Origin of the sequence: Pseudomonas sp. MWU349 (assembly GCF_017947325.1) — a bacterium.
In the GTDB taxonomy this organism is placed as follows: domain Bacteria; phylum Pseudomonadota; class Gammaproteobacteria; order Pseudomonadales; family Pseudomonadaceae; genus Aquipseudomonas; species Aquipseudomonas protegens.
Genome location: NZ_JAFEVP010000002.1, coordinates 274,669 through 292,864, shown reverse-complemented (window position 1 = coordinate 292,864; position 18,196 = coordinate 274,669). Strand labels below are relative to the sequence as shown.

Annotated in this window: 17 protein-coding genes and 4 tRNA genes; 10 read left to right on the top strand and 11 right to left on the bottom strand. The window is 61.1% G+C overall.

Annotated features, from left to right (window positions below; genetic code table 11):
* Positions 1-41: 41 nt before the first annotated feature.
* Both KCG88_RS08495 and rdgC read right to left on the bottom strand, forming a co-directional pair.
* Entirely contained in the window at positions 42-1,007 is a 966-nt protein-coding gene (locus KCG88_RS08495; RefSeq protein ID WP_041119464.1) for a bile acid:sodium symporter family protein, read from the bottom strand.
* Between the two features lie 75 nt (positions 1,008-1,082).
* On the bottom strand, positions 1,083-2,003 hold the full coding sequence (rdgC, locus tag KCG88_RS08490) for a recombination-associated protein RdgC (protein ID WP_047288421.1): 921 nt from the start codon (positions 2,001-2,003) through the stop codon (positions 1,083-1,085).
* A 160-nt stretch (positions 2,004-2,163) separates the two neighbouring features.
* On the opposite strand from rdgC, the gene KCG88_RS08485 reads away from it, so the two are divergent.
* The 4 genes from KCG88_RS08485 to KCG88_RS08470 all read left to right on the top strand — a co-directional run bounded on the left by KCG88_RS08485 (position 2,164) and on the right by KCG88_RS08470 (position 2,694).
* A tRNA-Val gene (locus KCG88_RS08485) sits at positions 2,164-2,239 on the top strand.
* Between the two features lie 19 nt (positions 2,240-2,258).
* Positions 2,259-2,335, top strand: a tRNA-Asp gene (locus KCG88_RS08480).
* Between the two features lie 187 nt (positions 2,336-2,522).
* Positions 2,523-2,598 (top strand) — tRNA-Val (locus KCG88_RS08475).
* A 19-nt stretch (positions 2,599-2,617) separates the two neighbouring features.
* Positions 2,618-2,694, top strand: a tRNA-Asp gene (locus KCG88_RS08470).
* Between the two features lie 139 nt (positions 2,695-2,833).
* Here KCG88_RS08470 and KCG88_RS08465 read toward each other — a convergent pair.
* Complete coding sequence (locus tag KCG88_RS08465; RefSeq protein WP_210712222.1) at positions 2,834-4,003, bottom strand: catalase family protein; 1,170 nt, start codon at positions 4,001-4,003, stop codon at positions 2,834-2,836.
* Positions 4,000-5,808, bottom strand: a complete 1,809-nt coding sequence (locus KCG88_RS08460; protein ID WP_210712221.1) for a di-heme-cytochrome C peroxidase — start codon at positions 5,806-5,808, stop codon at positions 4,000-4,002. The genes KCG88_RS08465 and KCG88_RS08460 overlap by 4 nt, the downstream gene beginning before the upstream one ends.
* A 269-nt stretch (positions 5,809-6,077) precedes the next feature.
* Here KCG88_RS08460 and KCG88_RS08455 point away from each other — a divergent pair, with 269 nt between their 5' ends.
* The 5 genes from KCG88_RS08455 (at position 6,078) to KCG88_RS08435 (ending at position 8,780) form a co-directional block, all read left to right on the top strand.
* Positions 6,078-6,791 (top strand): FKBP-type peptidyl-prolyl cis-trans isomerase, encoded by a 714-nt coding sequence (locus tag KCG88_RS08455; RefSeq protein ID WP_011062667.1) that lies wholly within the window; start codon positions 6,078-6,080, stop codon positions 6,789-6,791.
* Positions 6,792-7,083: 292 nt separating this feature from the next.
* The gene (locus tag KCG88_RS08450; RefSeq protein ID WP_047337527.1) at positions 7,084-7,539 is read left to right on the top strand and encodes a YkvA family protein; all 456 of its coding nucleotides are present in this window, start codon (positions 7,084-7,086) and stop codon (positions 7,537-7,539) included.
* A gap of 114 nt (positions 7,540-7,653) precedes the next feature.
* Positions 7,654-7,995, top strand: coding sequence for a helix-turn-helix transcriptional regulator (locus KCG88_RS08445; protein ID WP_015636619.1), 342 nt, complete (start codon positions 7,654-7,656; stop codon positions 7,993-7,995).
* Positions 7,992-8,363 carry a hypothetical protein gene (locus KCG88_RS08440; RefSeq protein WP_003179080.1) on the top strand — a complete coding sequence of 124 codons (372 nt, stop codon included), beginning with the start codon at positions 7,992-7,994 and terminating at the stop codon, positions 8,361-8,363. Before KCG88_RS08445 ends, KCG88_RS08440 begins: the two co-directional genes overlap by 4 nt.
* Positions 8,364-8,780: a sel1 repeat family protein gene (locus KCG88_RS08435; protein ID WP_210712220.1), complete on the top strand. Its 417-nt coding sequence runs from the start codon at positions 8,364-8,366 to the stop codon at positions 8,778-8,780.
* On the opposite strand, the gene KCG88_RS08430 is transcribed toward KCG88_RS08435, so the two are convergent.
* Both KCG88_RS08430 and KCG88_RS08425 read right to left on the bottom strand, forming a co-directional pair.
* Positions 8,731-10,557, bottom strand: coding sequence for a bifunctional diguanylate cyclase/phosphodiesterase (locus KCG88_RS08430; protein WP_210712219.1), 1,827 nt, complete (start codon positions 10,555-10,557; stop codon positions 8,731-8,733). The genes KCG88_RS08435 and KCG88_RS08430 overlap by 50 nt on opposite strands.
* 134 nt (positions 10,558-10,691) lie before the next feature.
* Complete coding sequence (locus KCG88_RS08425; protein WP_174395633.1) at positions 10,692-12,776, bottom strand: carboxy terminal-processing peptidase; 2,085 nt, start codon at positions 12,774-12,776, stop codon at positions 10,692-10,694.
* A gap of 138 nt (positions 12,777-12,914) precedes the next feature.
* Between KCG88_RS08425 and KCG88_RS08420 the strand changes: the two genes are divergently transcribed.
* Entirely contained in the window at positions 12,915-13,877 is a 963-nt protein-coding gene (locus KCG88_RS08420) for an NAD(P)H-quinone oxidoreductase (RefSeq protein WP_047288410.1), read from the top strand.
* A 106-nt stretch (positions 13,878-13,983) separates the two neighbouring features.
* Here the strand turns inward: KCG88_RS08420 and KCG88_RS08415 are convergent, their stop codons facing one another.
* The 5 genes from KCG88_RS08415 to KCG88_RS08395 are packed head-to-tail and all read right to left on the bottom strand — an operon-like array spanning position 13,984 to position 18,099.
* Positions 13,984-14,637: an HAD family hydrolase gene (locus tag KCG88_RS08415; RefSeq protein ID WP_047288409.1), complete on the bottom strand. Its 654-nt coding sequence runs from the start codon at positions 14,635-14,637 to the stop codon at positions 13,984-13,986.
* A gap of 40 nt (positions 14,638-14,677) precedes the next feature.
* The gene (locus tag KCG88_RS08410; protein ID WP_047337525.1) at positions 14,678-15,667 is read right to left on the bottom strand and encodes an ABC transporter ATP-binding protein; all 990 of its coding nucleotides are present in this window, start codon (positions 15,665-15,667) and stop codon (positions 14,678-14,680) included.
* Complete coding sequence (locus tag KCG88_RS08405) at positions 15,664-16,464, bottom strand: ABC transporter permease (protein WP_210712218.1); 801 nt, start codon at positions 16,462-16,464, stop codon at positions 15,664-15,666. The genes KCG88_RS08410 and KCG88_RS08405 overlap by 4 nt, the downstream gene beginning before the upstream one ends.
* Entirely contained in the window at positions 16,451-17,296 is an 846-nt protein-coding gene (locus tag KCG88_RS08400) for an ABC transporter permease subunit (protein WP_210712217.1), read from the bottom strand. The genes KCG88_RS08405 and KCG88_RS08400 overlap by 14 nt, the downstream gene beginning before the upstream one ends.
* Entirely contained in the window at positions 17,293-18,099 is an 807-nt protein-coding gene (locus KCG88_RS08395) for an alkaline phosphatase family protein (RefSeq protein WP_047288405.1), read from the bottom strand. Before KCG88_RS08395 ends, KCG88_RS08400 begins: the two co-directional genes overlap by 4 nt.
* Positions 18,100-18,196 lie beyond the last annotated feature (97 nt).

Below are 18,196 nucleotides of genomic sequence, written 5' to 3'. Positions count from 1 at the left end.
CAGTATACTGCCCACTCTTACGTGGGCGAGTATTTTTTTCCTCAGTCATGGCCTCGCTGTATTTCCAGCTTTTGTTCGGCTGGATCTTCCATTCGCCGGAAATAGGTCGAGAGCAGGGCCCCGGAAATGTTGTGCCAGACGCTGAACAAGGCGCTGGGTACCGCCGCCAGTGGCGAGAAATGAGCGCTGGCCAGGGCCGCGCCCAGGCCGGAGTTCTGCATGCCGACTTCCAGGGCCAGGGACTTGCGCTGCGCCAGTGGCAGCTTGAACAGACGCCCGGTGAAGTAGCCCAGTAGGTAGCCGAAGCTGTTGTGCAGCATCACCACGGCCATGATCAGCAGGCCCGACTCGGCGATTTTCGCCTGGCTGGCCGCCACCACCGCGGTGACGATGATGACGATGCTCACCACGGAAACCAGCGGCAGTACTTCCACCGCGTGCTGCACCCGCTGGCCCAGCAGGCGCTGGGCCAGCACTCCCAGTACGATCGGTAGCAGCACCACTTGCAGGATCGACCAGAACAGTTCCATGAACGAGACCGGTAGCCAGGCCGAGGCCAGCAACCAGATCAGTGCCGGGGTCAGCAGTGGGGCCAGTAGAGTGGTAACTGCAGCAATGGCCACCGACAGCGCCAGGTCGCCGCGGGCCAGCCAGGTCATCACGTTGGAAGAGGTGCCGCTTGGGCAGCAGCCGACCAGAATCACCCCGACGGCGATTTCCGGCGGCAGGTGAAATGCCTGGCAGAGCACCCAGGCCACCCCGGGCATGATCACGAAATGGGCCACCACTCCCAGTGCCACGCGCCATGGGTGGCGGGCCACTTCGGCGAAATCTTCGAGTTTCAGGGTCAGGCCCATACCGAACATCACCAGGCCCAGCAGCGGCACGATGGCGCCCTTGAGGCCGATGAACCAGCCGGGCTGGAAGAATGCCAGGACGGCGAAGATCAGTACCCAGTAAGCGAAGGTGTTGCCGACAAAGCGGCTCAGTGCAGCCAGTGCGCGCATGACTTGTTCCTTATTATGTGAAAACGCCACCGAAAGCGGTGGCGTCTAGTGCGCAGCGGTTATCCGGGCAAGGCGTCAGATGCCCTGCGGAATTTCCTCGCCGCCCAGGGCTTCGAACAGCGCCGGCAGGAAGTCGCCGAAGGTCAGCATCATCAGGGTGAAGCTGGCGTCCTGCTGGCCGAGGGCTTCATCACCGCCATCCTGTTCCGCCTGGTCCTGCAGCAGGTCTTCGAACTTCAGGCGCTTGACCACCATCTTGTCGTCGAGCACGAAGGACAGCTTGTCCTGCCAGGCCAGGGACAGTTGGGTGACCACCTTGCCGGTGCTCAGGTGCAGTTGGATTTCCTCGCCGGTCAGGTCCTGGCGCTTGCAACGCACAATGCCGCCGTCCTCGTGGGTGTCGCGTAGTTCACACTCGTCGAGTACGAAGAAGTCGTCGGCGGCTTTCTGGGTCTTGACCCAGTCGGTCATGATCGCGGTGGGGGCGACCTTCACGGTCAACGGGCGAACCGGCAGGGTGCCGAGGACTTCGCGCAGGGTGGAGAGCAGGTCTTCGGCGCGCTTCGGGCTGGCCGAGTTGACCAGGATCAGGCCCTGTTTCGGGGCAATGGCGGCGAAGGTCGAGGAACGACGGATAAAGGCGCGGGGCAGGAAGGCCTGGATGATTTCATCCTTGATCTGGTCGCGCTCCTTCTTATAGACCTTGCGCATCTGTTCGGCTTCGATCTCTTCGACCTTTTCCTTCACCGCGTCGCGCACCACGCTGCCAGGCAAGATGCGTTCCTCCTTGCGCGCGGCTACCAGCATGAAGTCCTGGCTGACGTGAACCAGCGGGGCGTCTTCACCTTTACCGAAAGGGGCGACGAAACCGTAAGTGGTCAACTCCTGGCTTGCACAGGGGCGCGCCAGTTTGGTCGCCAGTGCAGTTTCCAGCGCCTCAGCATCAAAAGGCAGATCTTGGGTCAGGCGATAGATCAGCAGGTTTTTGAACCACATGGGGTGAATCTCTCCTTTATACAAAGGAGGGCATTATTCTCTTCGCTGCTGCTCAGGCCAACCCTTCGCTAAGCCTTTGGAAGGCCTGAAAAAATTATTATAAAAAGTGCTTGCCAGAGTGGGGAGTGCTCCGTAGAATGCGCGCCACACCGAACGTGAAGGGTGATTAGCTCAGCTGGGAGAGCGTCTGCCTTACAAGCAGAATGTCGGCGGTTCGATCCCGTCATCACCCACCATTCGCATTCAGTGTTACGCGCAGCGGTAGTTCAGTCGGTTAGAATACCGGCCTGTCACGCCGGGGGTCGCGGGTTCGAGTCCCGTCCGCTGCGCCATATTCGGTAACCTGGAACACTGAACGCCAGGTAACCACAGAAAGCCCGCTAACGCGGGCTTTTTGCTGTAAAGAGTTACGTGGGTTGTGTTGCTGTTCATGGAAATTTGGTTTTTTTAATAAAATTATTAATTAAATCAACACTTTAAGAATTTCTGTGGCATAATGCGCCCCGCAACGAAGGTAAAGGGTGATTAGCTCAGCTGGGAGAGCGTCTGCCTTACAAGCAGAATGTCGGCGGTTCGATCCCGTCATCACCCACCACTTACTTTCAACGCTACGCGCAGCGGTAGTTCAGTCGGTTAGAATACCGGCCTGTCACGCCGGGGGTCGCGGGTTCGAGTCCCGTCCGCTGCGCCATATTCGGCAACCTGGAACACTGAACGCCAGGTCGCCACACAAAGCCCGCTAACGCGGGATTTTTGCTGTCTGGGATTTGTATCGGTTCGAATCCTGCGCATGAAAAAAGCGGCCCTCGGGCCGCTTTTTGCGTTTTTGCCTACTGCTCGGCGTTACGGCTGTGCCGGTAGTCGCTGACGGCTTCATACACTGCCTTGCGCAGACGGTTGATGCCGCCGATGGGGCGATGGGCTTCCAGGCCGAACCAGGGGTTGAAGGACTGGTTGTCGCAAGCCAGGTTCTGCGCTGGGGTATCGAAGTCCTGGGCGGGAAGGGTCACCCGCGCCACGGTTTCAAAGGGGGCGTCGCTTTCTTTCCATTCAATGCTGGTGTCTTCGATCGGCATGAACCGGTTCGGGTCCTGGCGCTGGACCTGCAGTACGAAGCAGGCGTCAACCCGATCGGTGGAGAGCTGCTGGGTCAGGGCGCTGCGCAGGAAGTTGGGCAGATCCTGGTTCTGTGCCGGCAGGCTGTAGGCCGGGCAACTGTCGGGGTCCGGCATGACCCGGAACTTGGCGTTGGCATTGCCGAACTTGTAGGGCGAGACCGAGTAGTAGGTGGTCTGAGTCGGGCTGGCCGGGGCCGGTGACAGGGTCGCCAGGGCGATGAACAGATGCCGTACCTGCCAGGTGCGCGGATCCCACCCGGGGAAGAATGCGCCGACTTTCTTGCCGTCCGCCTGGGCGGCGATGTTCTGCTGATATTCGGCTACGTCGCTGACGAAGAAGTTCGGATGATTGAACATCACGAAGTCCTGTTCACGGCGTTGTGATTCCGACGCCATCAGTTGTTGCCCGGGAACATCCAGTAGCTTGATCGCCATGCCGCGGGCATCGCGAATACTGTCGAACTGCGGGTAGGCGTTGCCGTTGGACAGACGCACGACGGCCTGCCAGGTCTGGCCGGGGGTGGCAAACACCCCCTGGCGCAGTGGCGGGCTCAAATCGTTGAGGACCTGGACCTGCGCCTTCACGCAACCGTGGGCCTTGGCATGGGCATCGCGCAGATAGCGGGTGCCTTCGCGGTGCTGGTCAACGATGCGCACTGCGGTCTGGATGATGTCCTGGGTGCGGGCTGCCTCATCGGCGGGAATCTGCTCTTGCACTGCTACCGGGCCTCGGTGGTGCCAGGCGAACCAGGCACTGGACAGTGCCCAGCCCAGGAGGCCGATGACCAGTAGCAGTAACAGGGTCCTGCCCAGCAAGGCGCCGAGGCGCAGCCACAGTCGGGCCAGCAGGGACGGTCGTTTTCTGGCGAGATCGAGTTTCATGGCAATTGCGACTCCAATGGTCCGCCCAGCACTTTCAGGTATTCCAGCAAGGCCCAGCGTTCTTCTGGCTGCAGCAGTGGGCCGATAACGCCATTGCCACGCTGGCCGGCGCGGAATTCGTGGCCGCTGTTGTGGTTGCCGCTGATGCGGGTGTCGAATTCAAAGCCGTTCTTGAAGGCTTCCGGGCGATAGCCCAGGTGCTTGGGATCGTACTCGAAGGTGCCGCGGTAGAAGGTTGTCGAGCGCTCTGATTGCGGAGACAGCAGTTGATAGAGGTTGGGGACCGAGCCGTTGTGCAGGTACGGCGGTGTGGCCCAGACCCCGGCCAGCGGGCGGGCCTTGTAGGCGCGCAACTCGCGTACGCCGATCGGCAGCCCGTAGCCGTCCAGCCGCGGGCGCTCCTCGGGGGTGACCTTGGCGTCGCGATAGGCGCGCTCTTCGACAAAGGCCGTGATGTAGGCCAGGCCCTTGGCAGCCGAGAGTTGACGCAGGTCCAAGGGTTCGCTGGGTGCCGGGTGCAGCTCGACATTGGACCTGGCCAGTTCGGCGGTATCCCACTGCAAGGCGCTCAGGTCATAGCGCAGGTCGGCGATATTGCTCGCCGAATTCGGGTCGGTGCCAATCACTGATACCGGAAGCATTTTCAACTGCTGCACGGGGCGGCCGTTGTTGTCGCTGACCGAGGGTACATGACAGCCGGCACAGTTGCTGGCGAACAACTCGCGGCCCTTGGCGGCCAGCGGCTTGTCGATCGTGCCCAGCAAGGCTTCCGGCCAGACCGGTGGCTTGAGGCGCTGCAAGGTTTCCTCGATCAGGTTGAGATCGCGGACACGGACGCTGGAAGGGTAGCGGGCCTCGCCGGTGAGAGGTTGGCCATTGGCGTCGAACAGGTTCAGGGTGGCGCCGACCCCCAGGGCTTCGCCGATATTGCGCGCCATGGGTTGCTGCGCCGAGCCGTTCCACTGCACCCAGTCGAAGGTCCAGATATCCCAGAGTTGCGGGTAGTCCACCGGGGCATTGGCGATTCGATAGTTCTCAGGGGAGATGGCGTCGCCGAAGCTGGCATTGGCGATGCGGCCAAAGGCGTCGGTGCGGCCCGGGCCCTCTTCGGTTGGATAGAGGCCGCGATGGGTATCGTTCCAGGCCACCCGCAGGAAGTTATCCAGCGAGACCTTGAAGTCCTTGCGCAGTTGTTCGTGCTTGGCTTCGTAGTCGGCACCCAGCACTTTGCGGGCGAAGCGCTCGAATTTCCAGGGGTTGTAGTAGGTGCTGGCCAGGCTGGCCACGAGGGCCTGGCCGAAGCTGCCACCACGCAGGGTCGGCACGCTGGAGGGCAGTACGTGCTGCGCCGAGCCGCCATCAATGCGCAGGGCTTGTTGGTTGAAGCGCAGCTCGCCGGTGTGGCAGGCAGCACAGGTGATGTCCAGGTATTGTTCCGTGCTGCCCGGATTCTGATGGCGGGCGAAGCCTACGGGCAGGTTGCCAGGATTCTGCGCTGTGGCTTTCTGCCCCGGCTCCACCAGGAAGCCGAAGCGGGCCAGGTACTCGGGAGCGGCAAAGGGCTGCTCGGAGAACGGCAGTTCCAGAGCGCTGAACCATTCATAGCGCAGGCCTTTGACCTGGGTGCCCTGGGGAGTGAAATAGTAGGTCTGGCGATCCTTGGCATCCCATTGGTCCAGGTAGTGCACCTGTTCAACGGGTACATAGTCGGGGAGTTTCGGATTGGCCACGTAGTACAGGACCACAGCCAGGACAATGCCGATCAGCACGGCAATCAACAGCAACACACGATAGATGAGGCGCAAGATGTACTTCCTTGTCGAATTTCGTTTCCTTATGCCTGAGCTCATCTGGCGCGGCAAGTAGCCATTACTTGAGCTATGGTTATTCGCGCCCGTTCAAGCGCCTCGGTAAGCGGCCTGGGCAGGGTGTACCCCAGAGCATGAAAACGCGTTTAAAGACGTGAACTTATCGGCCATTTACTACTCTTACGCCGGTAGCCATTGGTCGTGGTCGCCTGATAAGCTCGCGGCTTTATTCGATTGCCCTTTAGGCGCATGAACAAGGAAATAGCATGAAACAGCATCGGTTGGCGGCGGCGGTAGCCCTGGTTAGCCTGGTACTTGCGGGTTGTGATTCGCAGACCAGCGTAGAGCTGAAAACCCCGGCGCAAAAAGCTTCCTACGGTATCGGCCTGAACATGGGCAAGAGTCTGGCTCAGGAAGGCATGGATGACCTGGATTCCAAAGCGGTCGCCCAGGGCATCGAAGATGCCGTCGGCAAGAAAGAACAGAAGCTGAAGGATGAAGAGTTGGTCGAAGCCTTCGCCGCGCTGCAAAAGCGTGCCGAAGAGCGCATGGCTAAGATGAGCGAAGAGTCGGCGGCTGCCGGCAAGAAATTCCTCGAAGAGAACGGCAAGAAAACCGGTGTGACCACCACCGCTTCCGGTCTGCAGTACGAAGTACTGAAAAAGGCTGACGGTCCTCAGCCAAAGCCGACTGATGTCGTGACTGTTCACTACACCGGCACCCTGACCAACGGCACTGTGTTCGACAGCTCGGTAGAGCGTGGTAGCCCCATCGATCTGCCGGTCAGCGGCGTGATCCCGGGTTGGGTCGAAGGCCTGCAACTGATGCACGTTGGCGAGAAGTACAAACTGTACATCCCGAGCGACCTGGCCTACGGCGCCCAGAGCCCGAGCCCGGCGATTCCAGCCAACTCGGTGCTGGTCTTCGAACTGGAGCTGCTGGGTATCAAGGATCCAGCCAAGCAGGACGCCGCCAAGTAACCTGCGTCAGCGCCTGAAGCAACGCCCCGTTCTTACGGGGCGTTGTCGTTTCTGCAGGTCGCTGTTGGCAAATTATCCGAACCGACGGCGGCGTGGGTGGTCTGAACAGGGTATGAGCGGTAGGTAGTCGCTGAAGGCTGCCAAGTCAATGAAATTATGGGTTTTTTTATGTGAGTAAAAAACGCCCGATCTGAGCTCAGCCCTTATGAAACGGGGCTTTCAGCCGTGAAAAATAGCTCTGTTCACAAGGTTATCCACAATTTGTGTGGATAACATTTCAGTGGGAGGGATGATGAAAGCACCCTGGAATTTTGCTCGTTTCCTGCCGCTGGCAGGGCGCTTGCTGAGCCGCGGTCGTCTGCCCACGCTGCTGTTCGCCGTGGCGAGCAAAGGCGCCAGCCAGGGCGGACGCCTGGGCAAGGTCAAACAGGACCTGCGCTTGTTGCAGGCACTGTGCCTGGCCTACTGGCGTGGCGAGTACCGGGCCATCAGCCCCAAGGCGCTGCTGTCGGTGGTGGCGGGCTTGATGTACTTCCTCAGCCCGGTGGATGCCATTCCCGACTTTATTCCAGTGTTCGGCATGCTTGACGATATCGCCGTTCTGGCTTGGCTGATGAAAACCCTGGATGACGAACTCAACGCCTTCCGAACCTGGCGCAATCGGCAAGCGCCGGAAAAACTCGCGGTTGTCGAGCGCTTGCCGGACACTGCGGAGCAATTGCTGCTGGAAGGACCGCAGAAAAACTAAGGGTATTCACCGCCTCCCACAACAATCATGCTCCCCGCGACCATTGCCGCTGTTAGGATTACACTTCAAGGGAAAAGTCCGACTCGCTAAGTGTCGTTGTCCTACGGGGTAGTAATGGATATTCAGATTATTGAACGCGATGGCGAGCCCGAATATGCGGTTCTGCCGTGGGCTCAGTATCAAGCTTTATTGTCAGCCGCAGGTCTTACCGAACAACCACCGCACGCTGCCGCAACTTCTCAGGCAGCGCCACCAGCCCAGAATCTTCCGGGCCTGGATCAATTACGCAGTCTGCGCGAAGGGAAGGGCATCGCCATCGAGGCGCTGGCCCGCAAAGTTGGTATCAGTCCGTCTTACCTGGCCCTGATTGAAAGTGGCGAGCGTCAACCCGACGCTGCGATTCGCCGCAGCCTGGCCTGGGAGTTGACGGTGCCGGGGTGGAGGGAGCAATCGTGAGTGTAAGGATCAGTCGTCAGCACTGGGATGGGCTGTTGGGTGAGCTGGATCAGGCCCGCCGTCAGCGGCATCTTTTAACCTATCGAGCCTTGTTGGAGCGCTTGCAACTGCCCAGCCCGGCCATGCAGACCCTGACAGCCGCGCTGGAGCATCTGGCGGCGCTGGATGCACGGGCCGAACAGCCTTTGCGCAGTTCCCTGGTGATCAGCCAGGGGGCCAGCCGCTTGCCGCGCACCGGCTTCTTCGAATGCGTGGAGCGCCTGGGGCGTTTTTCCGGCCCTTCCGACGGTGTTGCCGCGGCTTCCTGGCATGCCTCGGAAGTGGTGCGGGTCTTCGAGTACGAGTATCCCGAATCAGCGGAGGCTTGAATGTTCCTGGCACTCAAGGCGCGTCTGGGCTATTGGCTGGCGCGCCGTTTGTTTCATTGGCCGTGGTTTGTCCGCCAACCCCGTGTCTGGCGTTGGATGGAAGGTCAGTTCGCGCGCATGGCCAATCTGGGCCATGTCCGTGCGCTGAGCTTTTATGGGCACATCCTGACTTTTCGTGGGCAGGGGCTTGGCGCCCGCCAAGAAGGTCAACGCCTGCTGCGTCTGGCTGCACTGGCGGGAGATGGCAAGGCCGCCTATCAGTTGGGCGTGATCAGCCTGGCCGGCTCGCCCAGCAAGGCCCCTGACCCTGTCGAAGCGGCGCGCTGGTGGACGCTTTCGGCCCAGGCCGGGCATCCTCTTGCTGCACTCAAACTGACGCAGCTCGATCAGCCGACTGATCCCGCAGCGGCTCACTGAGGTTTTGCGCTCCCAGGCTGGCTGCCGCTTCCAGGCTGTCGATCACATGGATGCTGTAGCCCTGGATATTCTTGGCGTGATGCTTGGCCTGGGAGGCCAGCTCCGCCAGTTGGCTGGAGTCCAGTTGGCCACAGGCCTGTGGATACAGGTGCACTACGCCGATGGACAGTGACAGCAAGGGAAATTCCTGACGGATGCCTTGCCGATTGGGGGCGACAAAACAGCCGGCTTCCAGGTGTTCGCTGCGATAGAAGCGCCGGCACTGGCTGTGGAAGTCATCCAGCAACTGGTTGAGCCGTCGGCGCCAGTCTTCCGGCCCCAGCACCAGCAGAAAGTCATCCCCACCGATATGCCCGACGAAGTCGCGGCTCGGGTCTACCCGGTCGTTCAGGCATTGGGCCAGGCACAGCAGCACCTCGTCGCCGCGGCCATAGCCATAGATATCGTTGAAGGGTTTGAAGCTGTCGATGTCGACGTAGCAGATCACTGATTCTCGTGCTTGCTGCAGTAGGCGGCTCAGGCACTGCTGGATCGGCACATTGCCAGGCAGCAGCGTCAGCGGGTTGGCGTAGCGGGCCTGTTGGATCTTCAGTTCGGTGATGAGCTTTAGCACATCGATCACCCGCCCCAGCCCCAGATAATGGCCATTCAAGGTGATGATGAAATCTTCCTCGATGCGTTGGCGGGCGCGGCTGGTGATCAAGCGGCTGACCTGCTGCAGGGACTGGCTGAGTTCGACCGCGAGAAAATCATCGTTCATCAGGCGGCTGATGGGCTTGCGGGCGAACAGGTCAGTGGCAAAGGGCTTGAGCAGGGCGTCGGAGAGCGAGTGTCGATGGACGATGCCGCAAGGTTGCCCCTGTTCGTCCAGTACCGCCAGGGAGTTGAGGTTGGCTTGTCGGCGAAAGGCTTCCAGGACGTTGGCGGTGGGCGTATCGCGCGCAACGGCCGGTTGCTCGTTGAGCAGTGCACTGAGGTCGCTGCCCTCATCATTGAGGGCCACGCTGGTGTGATCATGCTTGGGCATCATTGCTCGAGCGTCCCTCGGCGGCTGTTCCTGGGGGCGACACAACAGGTAGCCCTGGACCAGATCGACGCCCATCTCGGTCAGCACTGCCAGTTCTTCGGTCAGCTCGATCCCTTCGGCGATCACCTGGGCACGGGAGGCTTTTGCGATTTGCAGAATCGAGCCAACGAACTCGCGCTTGAGGGCATCCTGGTGAATACCGTCGATAAAGTGCCGGTCGATTTTCACGTAGTCCGGGCGCAGCTCCGACCACAGGCGCAGGCTCGAATAACCGGCCCCCAGGTCGTCCAGGGCGATGGAGAAACCCATGTCGCGGTAATGGTGCAGGGCATTCTGCAGCAACTGGAAATCGTCGATCGGGGTCTGCTCGGTAAGCTCGATCACCACCTGGCTGGGGGGGATGCCGAAGTCCGCAAGCAGTTGCAAAGTGCGCCCTGGTTGGTGGGCGGCCTCCAGCAGCGATTCCGGTGAGACGTTGAGGAACAGCTTGCCGGGCAGTTGCTGTTCGCTGAAGCGCTTGCAGGCGCTTTGCCGGCAGGCAATTTCCAGCTCGCTCAGGCGCCCCGCCTGACGCGCTACGGCGAACAGTGCGACAGGGGAGTGCAGAGGGCTGTTTGAGGGGCCGCGACTTAAGGCCTCATACCCCAGGATGCGCCGCTCGGACAGGGAAATGATCGGTTGGAACAGGCTGTGCAAACCGCTTTGAGCCAGGATTGAACTCAATGCACTGAGCTGTTCGGTCGTGGTCATGGCGATCTCTGTCGATAAAAAAAGGACCGGGTGCTGCTCTGATTAGAGAACAGCACCCAGTCCTTTATTTCACGACAGAATGATGACTGTTTAATGACGATCCGAGGAGCGATCGAATTAAATTGCCATCATCCTCAGTGCTTGGCCACCGAGGTATTGAGCTTCAGATAGTCCAGCAGGATGCGCCCGGTTTCACTCAGGTAGGCGTCGTCTTCCGGCTTGGTCTTGTCCGGCTCGGCAGCAGCCAGTGCATCTTCGTCTTCTTTCTTCAGCTCTTTGAGTGGCTCCTCGCCCTTGGCCTTGCGACGGGCGTTTTCCAGGGCCAGTTGCTTGGCTTCGATATCGGCATGTTGCGCCCGACGATCGGCTTCATTGAGGCTGACGGTTTTTTCCGCCATCAGTTTCTGTGCCAGGGCCAGCTTGTCGCGGATGAACACGAACTCCGGATCTTTCGCCGAACGGCTTTCGTGTTCGGCCTTGAGCTGAGCCAGGAACGGTTTGAACGGGTCTACCGCAGGCTTGATGGCTGGGCGGATGGTGTCCCATGGCATGGCTTCAGGCAGGGCGCTTTCGCCGATTTCCTTGGTGTCGATGATCGACGGATAGCCGATATCCGGCAGCACGCCCTGATGCTGGGTGCTCTGCCCGGAAACCCGGTAGAACTTGGCCAGGGTCAGCTTCAGCTCGCCGTGGTTCAGCGGCTGGATGGTCTGCACGGTGCCTTTGCCGAAGGTCTGGCCGCCGATGATCAAGGCGCGGTGGTAGTCCTGCATGGCGCCGGCGAAGATCTCCGAAGCCGAGGCCGAGAGACGGTTGACCAGCAGTGCCATCGGGCCTTTGTAGAAGGCGCCGGGGTTTTCATCTTCCAGTACATCCACCCGGCCGTCGGCGTTGCGCACCAGCACGGTAGGGCCTTTGTCGATGAACAGGCTGGTCAGCTCGGTGGCTTCCTGGAGGGAGCCGCCGCCGTTGTTGCGCAGGTCGATGACCACACCGTCGACCTTGTCTTTCTGCAACTCGGTCAGCAGTTTCTTCACGTCGCGGGTAGTGCTCTTGTAATCCGGGTCGCCAGCGCGGAAGGCCTTGAAGTCCAGGTAGAAAGCCGGGATCTCGATCACCCCGAGCTTGTAGTCCTTGCCGTCCTGCTTGAGGTTGAGGATCGACTTCTTCACCGCCTGGTCTTCGAGCTTCACCGCTTCGCGGGTGATCGGCACGATCTTGCTGGTCTGGTCGTTTGGCGCATTGCTGGCCGGAATCACTTCCAGGCGCACCAGGGTGCCTTTCGGACCACGGATCAGCTTGACCACTTCGTCCAGGCGCCAGCCCACCACGTCGACCATTTCCTTGTCGCCCTGGGCCACACCGATGATCTTGTCCGCGGGGGCTACTTGCTTGGTCTTGTCGGCAGGGCCTGCCGGCACCAGGCGCACGACCTTGACTTGGTCGTTGTCGCTCTGCAACACGGCGCCGATGCCTTCCAGCGACAGGCTCATGTTGATGTCGAAGTTTTCCGCGTTATCCGGCGACAGATAGTTGGTGTGCGGGTCGTAGGACATGGCGAAGGTGTTGATGTAGGCCTGGAAGATATCTTCGGCACGGGTCTGGTCCAGGCGCGCCAGCTGGTTCTTGTAGCGCTTGGTCAGGGTTTCCTGGATCTGCTTGGGATCCTTGCCGGCGATCTTCATCCGCAGCACCTCGTCCTTGACGCGCTTGCGCCACAGGTCGTCGAGTTCGGCGGTGGTCTTGAGCCAAGGTGCATCCTTGCGATCGATCAGCAAGGTTTCCTTGGTGGTGAAGTCGATCTTGTCGACGCCCTTGTTGAGCTCGGCCAGGGCGAAGTCCAGGCGGGATTTGACCCGGTCCAGATAGCGCTTGTAGATGGTGAACCCGGCGTTCAGGTCGCCGCTCTTGAGGAAGTCGTCAAACTGGGTTTTCCATTTGTCGAACTCCGCAATGTCGCTGGCCATGAAGTAGCTGCGCGACGGATCCAGCAGCTTCAGGTAGCTGTCGTAGATGATTACCGAGCGCGCATCATCCAGCGGCGGTTTGCTGTAATGATGACGTTTGAGCAGTTCAACGACATTGAGGCTGGCAATTACCTCATCGCGATCGGGCTGAAGATTGTCCCAGCTATTGGCTGCGAACGTATTGGTCGACATCGGCAGCAGGCCGAAACCAATGAAAAGAGCGAGGGCGGTGCTGGGGAACAAATGCTTCATGCTGATTCGACGCGGGGGCAATTGATAACGCATATTAGGCCGTCTTTGAAGTCGCCGGTTCCATAAGGACCGGTCGCATAATGCAAAAAGCCCGGTGCTACCGCTCCGGGCTCAGTCCAGACTCACTATGGAGGCACTGTGAAAGCATTGCAAGGCGTTGAAGGTCATGTGGAGTGGGTGGAAGAGCCAAGTCCGTCCTGTGATGTAGGGCAAGTTCGCATTCGGGTGGCGGCTGCTGGCCTCAATCGGGCCGACCTGTTGCAGCGTGCGGGGCTCTATCCCCCACCTCCCGGAGCCAGCAAGGCCCTTGGCCTGGAATGCTCCGGGGTGGTCAGTGAAGTGGGCCCGGGTTCGTCCTGGCAAGTGGGTGATCGGGTCTGTGCCCTGCTGGCGGGCGGAGGCATGGCTGAAGAAGTGGTGGTAGATGCCCGCCATGTACTGCCAGTACCCGAAGGGTTGTCCCTGGCCGAGGCGGCTGCTCTGCCCGAGGTCTACAGCACAGCCTGGCTGAATCTGTTCCAGCTGGCAGCGCTCAAGCCGGGCGAGAAGGTCCTGCTGCACGCTGGCGCCAGTGGCGTCGGTTCGGCAGCTATCCAGCTGTGCAAGGCGTTCGGCAACCCGTGCTGGGTCAGCGTTGGTTCGGCCGATCGCCTGGCCTACTGCGAGAGCCTCGGTGCCCAGGGCGGTGTGGTGCGTACCGATGGTATTGATGCGCTGCGGGATTTTGGGCCGTTTGATGTGATTCTCGACCCGGTGGGCGCCAATTATGTGGCCAACAACCTCAAGCTGCTGGCCCTGGATGGGCGTTGGGTGCTGATCGGCTTGATGGGCGGGCGCGAAGCGCAGTTGGACCTGGCCCAGGTGCTGGCCAAGCGCATCCAGTTTCTGGGGTCGACCCTGCGCAGCCGGAATGATCAGTTCAAGGCCGACCTGTTGAGCGACCTTGGGCAGAATGTCTGGCCGTTGTTCAGCGAAGGGCGCCTGAGCCCGCAATTGGCCAGGACCTTTGCGATCCAGGATGCAGAAGCCGCCTTTGCGGAACTGGCGACCAATCAGGTCTCGGGCAAGCTGGTGCTGGTGATCGACCCCAGCCTGACCTGAACCCTGCAGGAGCCGGCTTGCCGGCGAAGGGGGCGCCAGGCCTGGCGGTCTGTTCGCTGGCAAGCCAGCTCCTACACAAGCTGGCTCCGCGGATCTCAGGGACGGGTCACTTCCAGTGGTGGATCGGCCAGCCGGCTTTCTGCGCATGTTCACGCAGCACCGGATCCGGGTTCACCACCTGCGGGTGGTCCACCCGCAGCAGCAACGGCAGATCATTGCGCGAGTCGGAGTAGAAGGTCGCGCCTTCCAGGTTTTCTTCCTCGGCATCCAGCCATTGCAGCAGGCGGGTGATCTTGCCCTCGCGGTAGGTCAGGGTGCCAACGGTGCGGCCGCTGTAGACCCCATGCTGCACCTCCAGCTCGATTCCCAGGACTTCGTCGATACCCAGGCGCGCGGCAATCGGTTTCACCAGGTGGGTGCCCGAGGCTGAGATCACCAGGATCCGGTCGCCGGCCTGGCGATGGGCGGCAATGGCCTTGCAGGCATCACTGAAGATGATCGGCTCGATCACCTCTTCGACCCAGGGCTCGACCAGGTGCGCGACCTCTTCCGGGGTGCGTCCGGTCATGGGCTCCAGGCTGAAGTCCATGAACTCCTCCATGGCCAGCTTGCCGTGGCTGTAGGCGTCCATCAGTTCATGGTTGCGGCGCATGAACGACTCGCCATCGACCCAGCCCAGGCGGCCCATCTGCTCGCTCCAGAGGGTGGCGCAGTCGCCGTGAATCAGGGTTTCGTCCAGATCAAAAATTGCCAAGGCCATCAGTGCCGCTCTCTCTTGAGGATCAATTGCGTGAATGCCATCAGGCTACCTCACACAGGGCTGTCGGATCGATGGTCAATGCCAGACGCTGGCCGTCTGCATGAAGGTCATCGGCCGAACGATTGAGTACATCCACCACCAGCTCCACGCCACGGGCTTCGACCCGATAGCGGATCACGTTGCCCAGCAGGCTGTGGCTGCGTACCAGCGCATCCAGTTGCCCTTCCTTGCGCAGTTCGATGGCTTCCGGGCGGATGGCGATGCGGCCGCTGACCGGCCGCTGCAGCAGCTTGCTGGCGCTGTCGGCATCCAGCAGGTTGTAGTTGCCGATAAAGCCCGCGGCGAAGGCGTCCACCGGGGCGGTGTAGAGGGTTTCGGCATCGCCGCTCTGGACGATCTTGCCCTGGTTCATCAGGAAGATCCGGTCGGACATGGTCAGGGCTTCTTCCTGGTCGTGGGTGACGAAGATGGTCGTCAGGCCCAGTTCCCGCTGGATATTGCGGATCTGTTCGCGCAAGTGCTTGCGGATCCGCGCATCCAGGGCCGACAGCGGTTCGTCCAGCAACAGCAAGCGTGGGCGGGTCACCAGGGAGCGGGCCAGGGCCACGCGCTGGCACTGGCCGCCGGACAGCTGGTGCGGGTAGCGGCTGGCGTAGTCGTTGAGCTCCACCAATTGCAGGGCCTCCTGCACGCGCTTGTGGCTGTCGTCGGCGTTGACCTTCTGCATGCGCAGGCCAAAGGCGACGTTCTGTTCCACGGTCATGTTGGGAAACAGCGCGTAGCTCTGGAATACCATGCCGATCCCGCGTTTCTGCGGGCTCAGGGGCACGATGTCCTGGCCGTCGAGGAGAATCTTGCCGCCGTCCACCGGGGTCAGGCCGGCGATGCAGCGCAGCAGGGTCGACTTGCCGCAGCCGGAAGGGCCGAGCAGGGTGACGAACTCGCCCTTGCGGATTTCGCAATTGATGTCGCTGAACACCGTGGTGCCCGCATAGTTCTTTTGCAGGTGTTGGACGCTGACGAAGCTCATTGGCTTTTGTCCTTGTTCAAGATGTTGGCGGCCCAGGTCAGAACCAGCACGAAGAAGAAGTAGGAAATCACCAGGGCGCTGGTGAAGTGGCCGCTGCTGTTGCGCATGTTGTTCAGGTAGACCTGCAGGGTTTCATAGCGGGTGCCCACCAGGATGTTGGCGAACACGAACTCGCCGAACAGGAACGAGAAGGACAACAACAGCGCCACCATCAGGCCCTTGCGCAGGTTCGGCAGGACCACCAGGAAGGCCGCCTGCCAGGTGCTGGCGCCCAGCAGTTGGGCTGCGTCCATCAGGTCCCGCAGGTTGATCGCCTGCAAGTTGTTGGTGATGGCCCGGTACATGAACGGCAATGCCACGGTGAAGTAGCAGCCGATAAGGATCCAGGGCGTGCCGACCATGGCGAAGGGCCCCGAACCATAGAGTTGCAGCAGGCCCACCGAGGACACCACCGGCGGCACCGCGAAGGGCAGCAGGATCAGGATGTTCATCAGCGCATCGAGCCTGGGGAAGTGGTAGTGCACCACGAACAGCAGCGGCAGGATCAGCACCACTGAAAGCACCAGCGCACCCACGCAGACCAGCAATGACTGGCCGAAGGCATTAAGAAAACGTGGGTCGCTCCACAGCTGCAGGTACCACTTGAAGGTGAAGCCGCTGGGCAGGATGGTCGCCGACCAGCTGCTGGCAATCGAGTAGACGAAGGTCCCCAGCAGCGGCAGCAGAAGGATGGCAAACAGCAGGTAGACCACCACTCGGTGGTAGAGCACGGCGGAGCCGGGTTCAGCGCGAGACATGGTAGCTCCTCTTCAACAGCAGTTGATGGACGATGGTCACCAGGGTCATCAGCGCCACCAGCACCACAGCCAGGGCGCTGGCCATGTTCGGATCCAGGGAGATGTCCCCGGAGACCATGGCCGCGATGCGGATCGGCAGGACGTTGAAGTTGCCGGTGGTCAGGGCGTAGACCGTGGCGTAGGCGCCCAGGGCGTTGGCCAGCAGGATGACGAAGGTGCCCAGCAGCGCGGGGGTCAGCACCGGCAGGCCGATATGCCGCCAGAACTGCCAGCCGCTGGCCCCCAGCAGAGCGGCGGATTCACGCCAGTCCTCGCGCAGGGCGTCGAAGGCCGGGTAGAGCAGCAGCACGCCAAGGGGGATCTGGAAGTAGGTGTAGAGAATGATCAACCCGGTCTTGGAGTACAGGTTGAAGTCCTGAATGACCCCCGTCTGCTTGAGCATGATGGTGATGGTGCCGTTGAAGCCCAGCAGGATGATGAAGGCAAAAGCCAGGGGCACCCCGGCGAAGTTGCTGGTCATGTTGGCGAAGGCATTGACGAAGTTGCGCAGTTTGGAGTCCACCCGGCGCAAGGAGTAGCTGCCCAGCACGGCGATGATGATGCCGAACACGCTGGACCAGAAACTGATCTCCAGGCTGTACTGAATGGCCTGCAGGTAGAACTTCGAGCTGAAGATCCTGGTGAAGTTGGCCAGGCCCCAGCCCAACTCTTCCGATTGCAGGCTGTTGATCAGCACCCACACCAGGGGGGCGATCTGGAACACGATGAAGAACAGGGCGAAGGGCACCAGGCACAGGGCCGCCAGCCATTTGCCACGGGTGACTGAATTCACTTCAACAGCTCCCGGCAGAAAGGTTTGTCATGGGGCGCGCCCAGCAATTGGCAGATAGTGCCGCACAGTTCGGTCTGTTTCGGCGCGGCAGCGGGGTCGAGGCTGAAAGCGTCGCCGAGAACGAACAGCGGGACCTCCCGCTCCTCGGCCAGCAAGCCGTTGTGCGAGCGGTCGTTGTTCATGCCGTGGTCGGCCGTCACCAGCACCTGGTAACCGGCGTCGAGCCAGCCTTGCAGGTAGTCGGCGAGAATGATGTCCGCCGAGCGCGCGCTGTTGCGGTACTGCGAACTGTCCAGGCCGTGCTTGTGTCCGGCGTCGTCGATGTTCATCGGATGCACCAGCAGCAGGTTGGGCTGGTGGCGCAGGCGCAGGTCCTCGGCGTCGGCGAACAGATGGGAATCGGGGTAATGATCGCTCCAGTAGAAGTGGCCGTACTGGATCGGCAGTTCAGGGTTGGCGGTGTGCCGGTCTTGCGGGGCGTTGAAGGGCGAACGGTTATACAGCTCGCTGACCCAGTGATAGGCCGCGGCGGCAGTGCTCAGGCCGGCCTCGCGGGCGTAGTGGAACAGGCTGCGCTGGGTGGACAGGCGCGAGACCTGGTTGTGCACGATGCCGCTGTCGATCGGCCGCACACCGGTGAGAATGCATTCGTATAGCGGGCGAGAGAGGGCAGGTAGTTCGCATTGCAGTTTGTACAAGGCGGCGCGACCGGCGCCGACGTAGGCCTGCAAGTGCCCCATGGCGTGTCGGGCAACTTCGTGGTTGAGGCCGTCGAGCACCACAAGGATGACATTGTGCTTCATGAGGTGGAGGACTCCGGGATCAGGTGTGTAGGAGCCGGCTTGCCGGCGAGTGGCCTGTGTGCGCTTGTCTGTGCAGCGCCTTTGAGCCATTCGCCGG

What these genes read in the sequence shown, in the direction of transcription:
- KCG88_RS08495 (WP_041119464.1), bottom strand. Translation starts at nt 1,007, where the DNA reads ATGCGCGCACTGGCTGCACTGAGCCGCTTTGTCGGCAACACCTTCGCT.
- rdgC (WP_047288421.1), bottom strand. Translation starts at nt 2,003, where the DNA reads ATGTGGTTCAAAAACCTGCTGATCTATCGCCTGACCCAAGATCTGCCT.
- KCG88_RS08465 (WP_210712222.1), bottom strand. Translation starts at nt 4,003, where the DNA reads ATGAAACTCGATCTCGCCAGAAAACGACCGTCCCTGCTGGCCCGACTG.
- KCG88_RS08455 (WP_011062667.1), top strand. Translation starts at nt 6,078, where the DNA reads ATGAAACAGCATCGGTTGGCGGCGGCGGTAGCCCTGGTTAGCCTGGTA.
- KCG88_RS08450 (WP_047337527.1), top strand. Translation starts at nt 7,084, where the DNA reads ATGAAAGCACCCTGGAATTTTGCTCGTTTCCTGCCGCTGGCAGGGCGC.
- KCG88_RS08445 (WP_015636619.1), top strand. Translation starts at nt 7,654, where the DNA reads ATGGATATTCAGATTATTGAACGCGATGGCGAGCCCGAATATGCGGTT.
- KCG88_RS08435 (WP_210712220.1), top strand. Translation starts at nt 8,364, where the DNA reads ATGTTCCTGGCACTCAAGGCGCGTCTGGGCTATTGGCTGGCGCGCCGT.
- KCG88_RS08430 (WP_210712219.1), bottom strand. Translation starts at nt 10,557, where the DNA reads ATGACCACGACCGAACAGCTCAGTGCATTGAGTTCAATCCTGGCTCAA.
- KCG88_RS08425 (WP_174395633.1), bottom strand. Translation starts at nt 12,776, where the DNA reads ATGAAGCATTTGTTCCCCAGCACCGCCCTCGCTCTTTTCATTGGTTTC.
- KCG88_RS08415 (WP_047288409.1), bottom strand. Translation starts at nt 14,637, where the DNA reads ATGGCCTTGGCAATTTTTGATCTGGACGAAACCCTGATTCACGGCGAC.
- KCG88_RS08410 (WP_047337525.1), bottom strand. Translation starts at nt 15,667, where the DNA reads ATGAGCTTCGTCAGCGTCCAACACCTGCAAAAGAACTATGCGGGCACC.
- KCG88_RS08405 (WP_210712218.1), bottom strand. Translation starts at nt 16,464, where the DNA reads ATGTCTCGCGCTGAACCCGGCTCCGCCGTGCTCTACCACCGAGTGGTG.
- KCG88_RS08395 (WP_047288405.1), bottom strand. Translation starts at nt 18,099, where the DNA reads ATGAAGCACAATGTCATCCTTGTGGTGCTCGACGGCCTCAACCACGAA.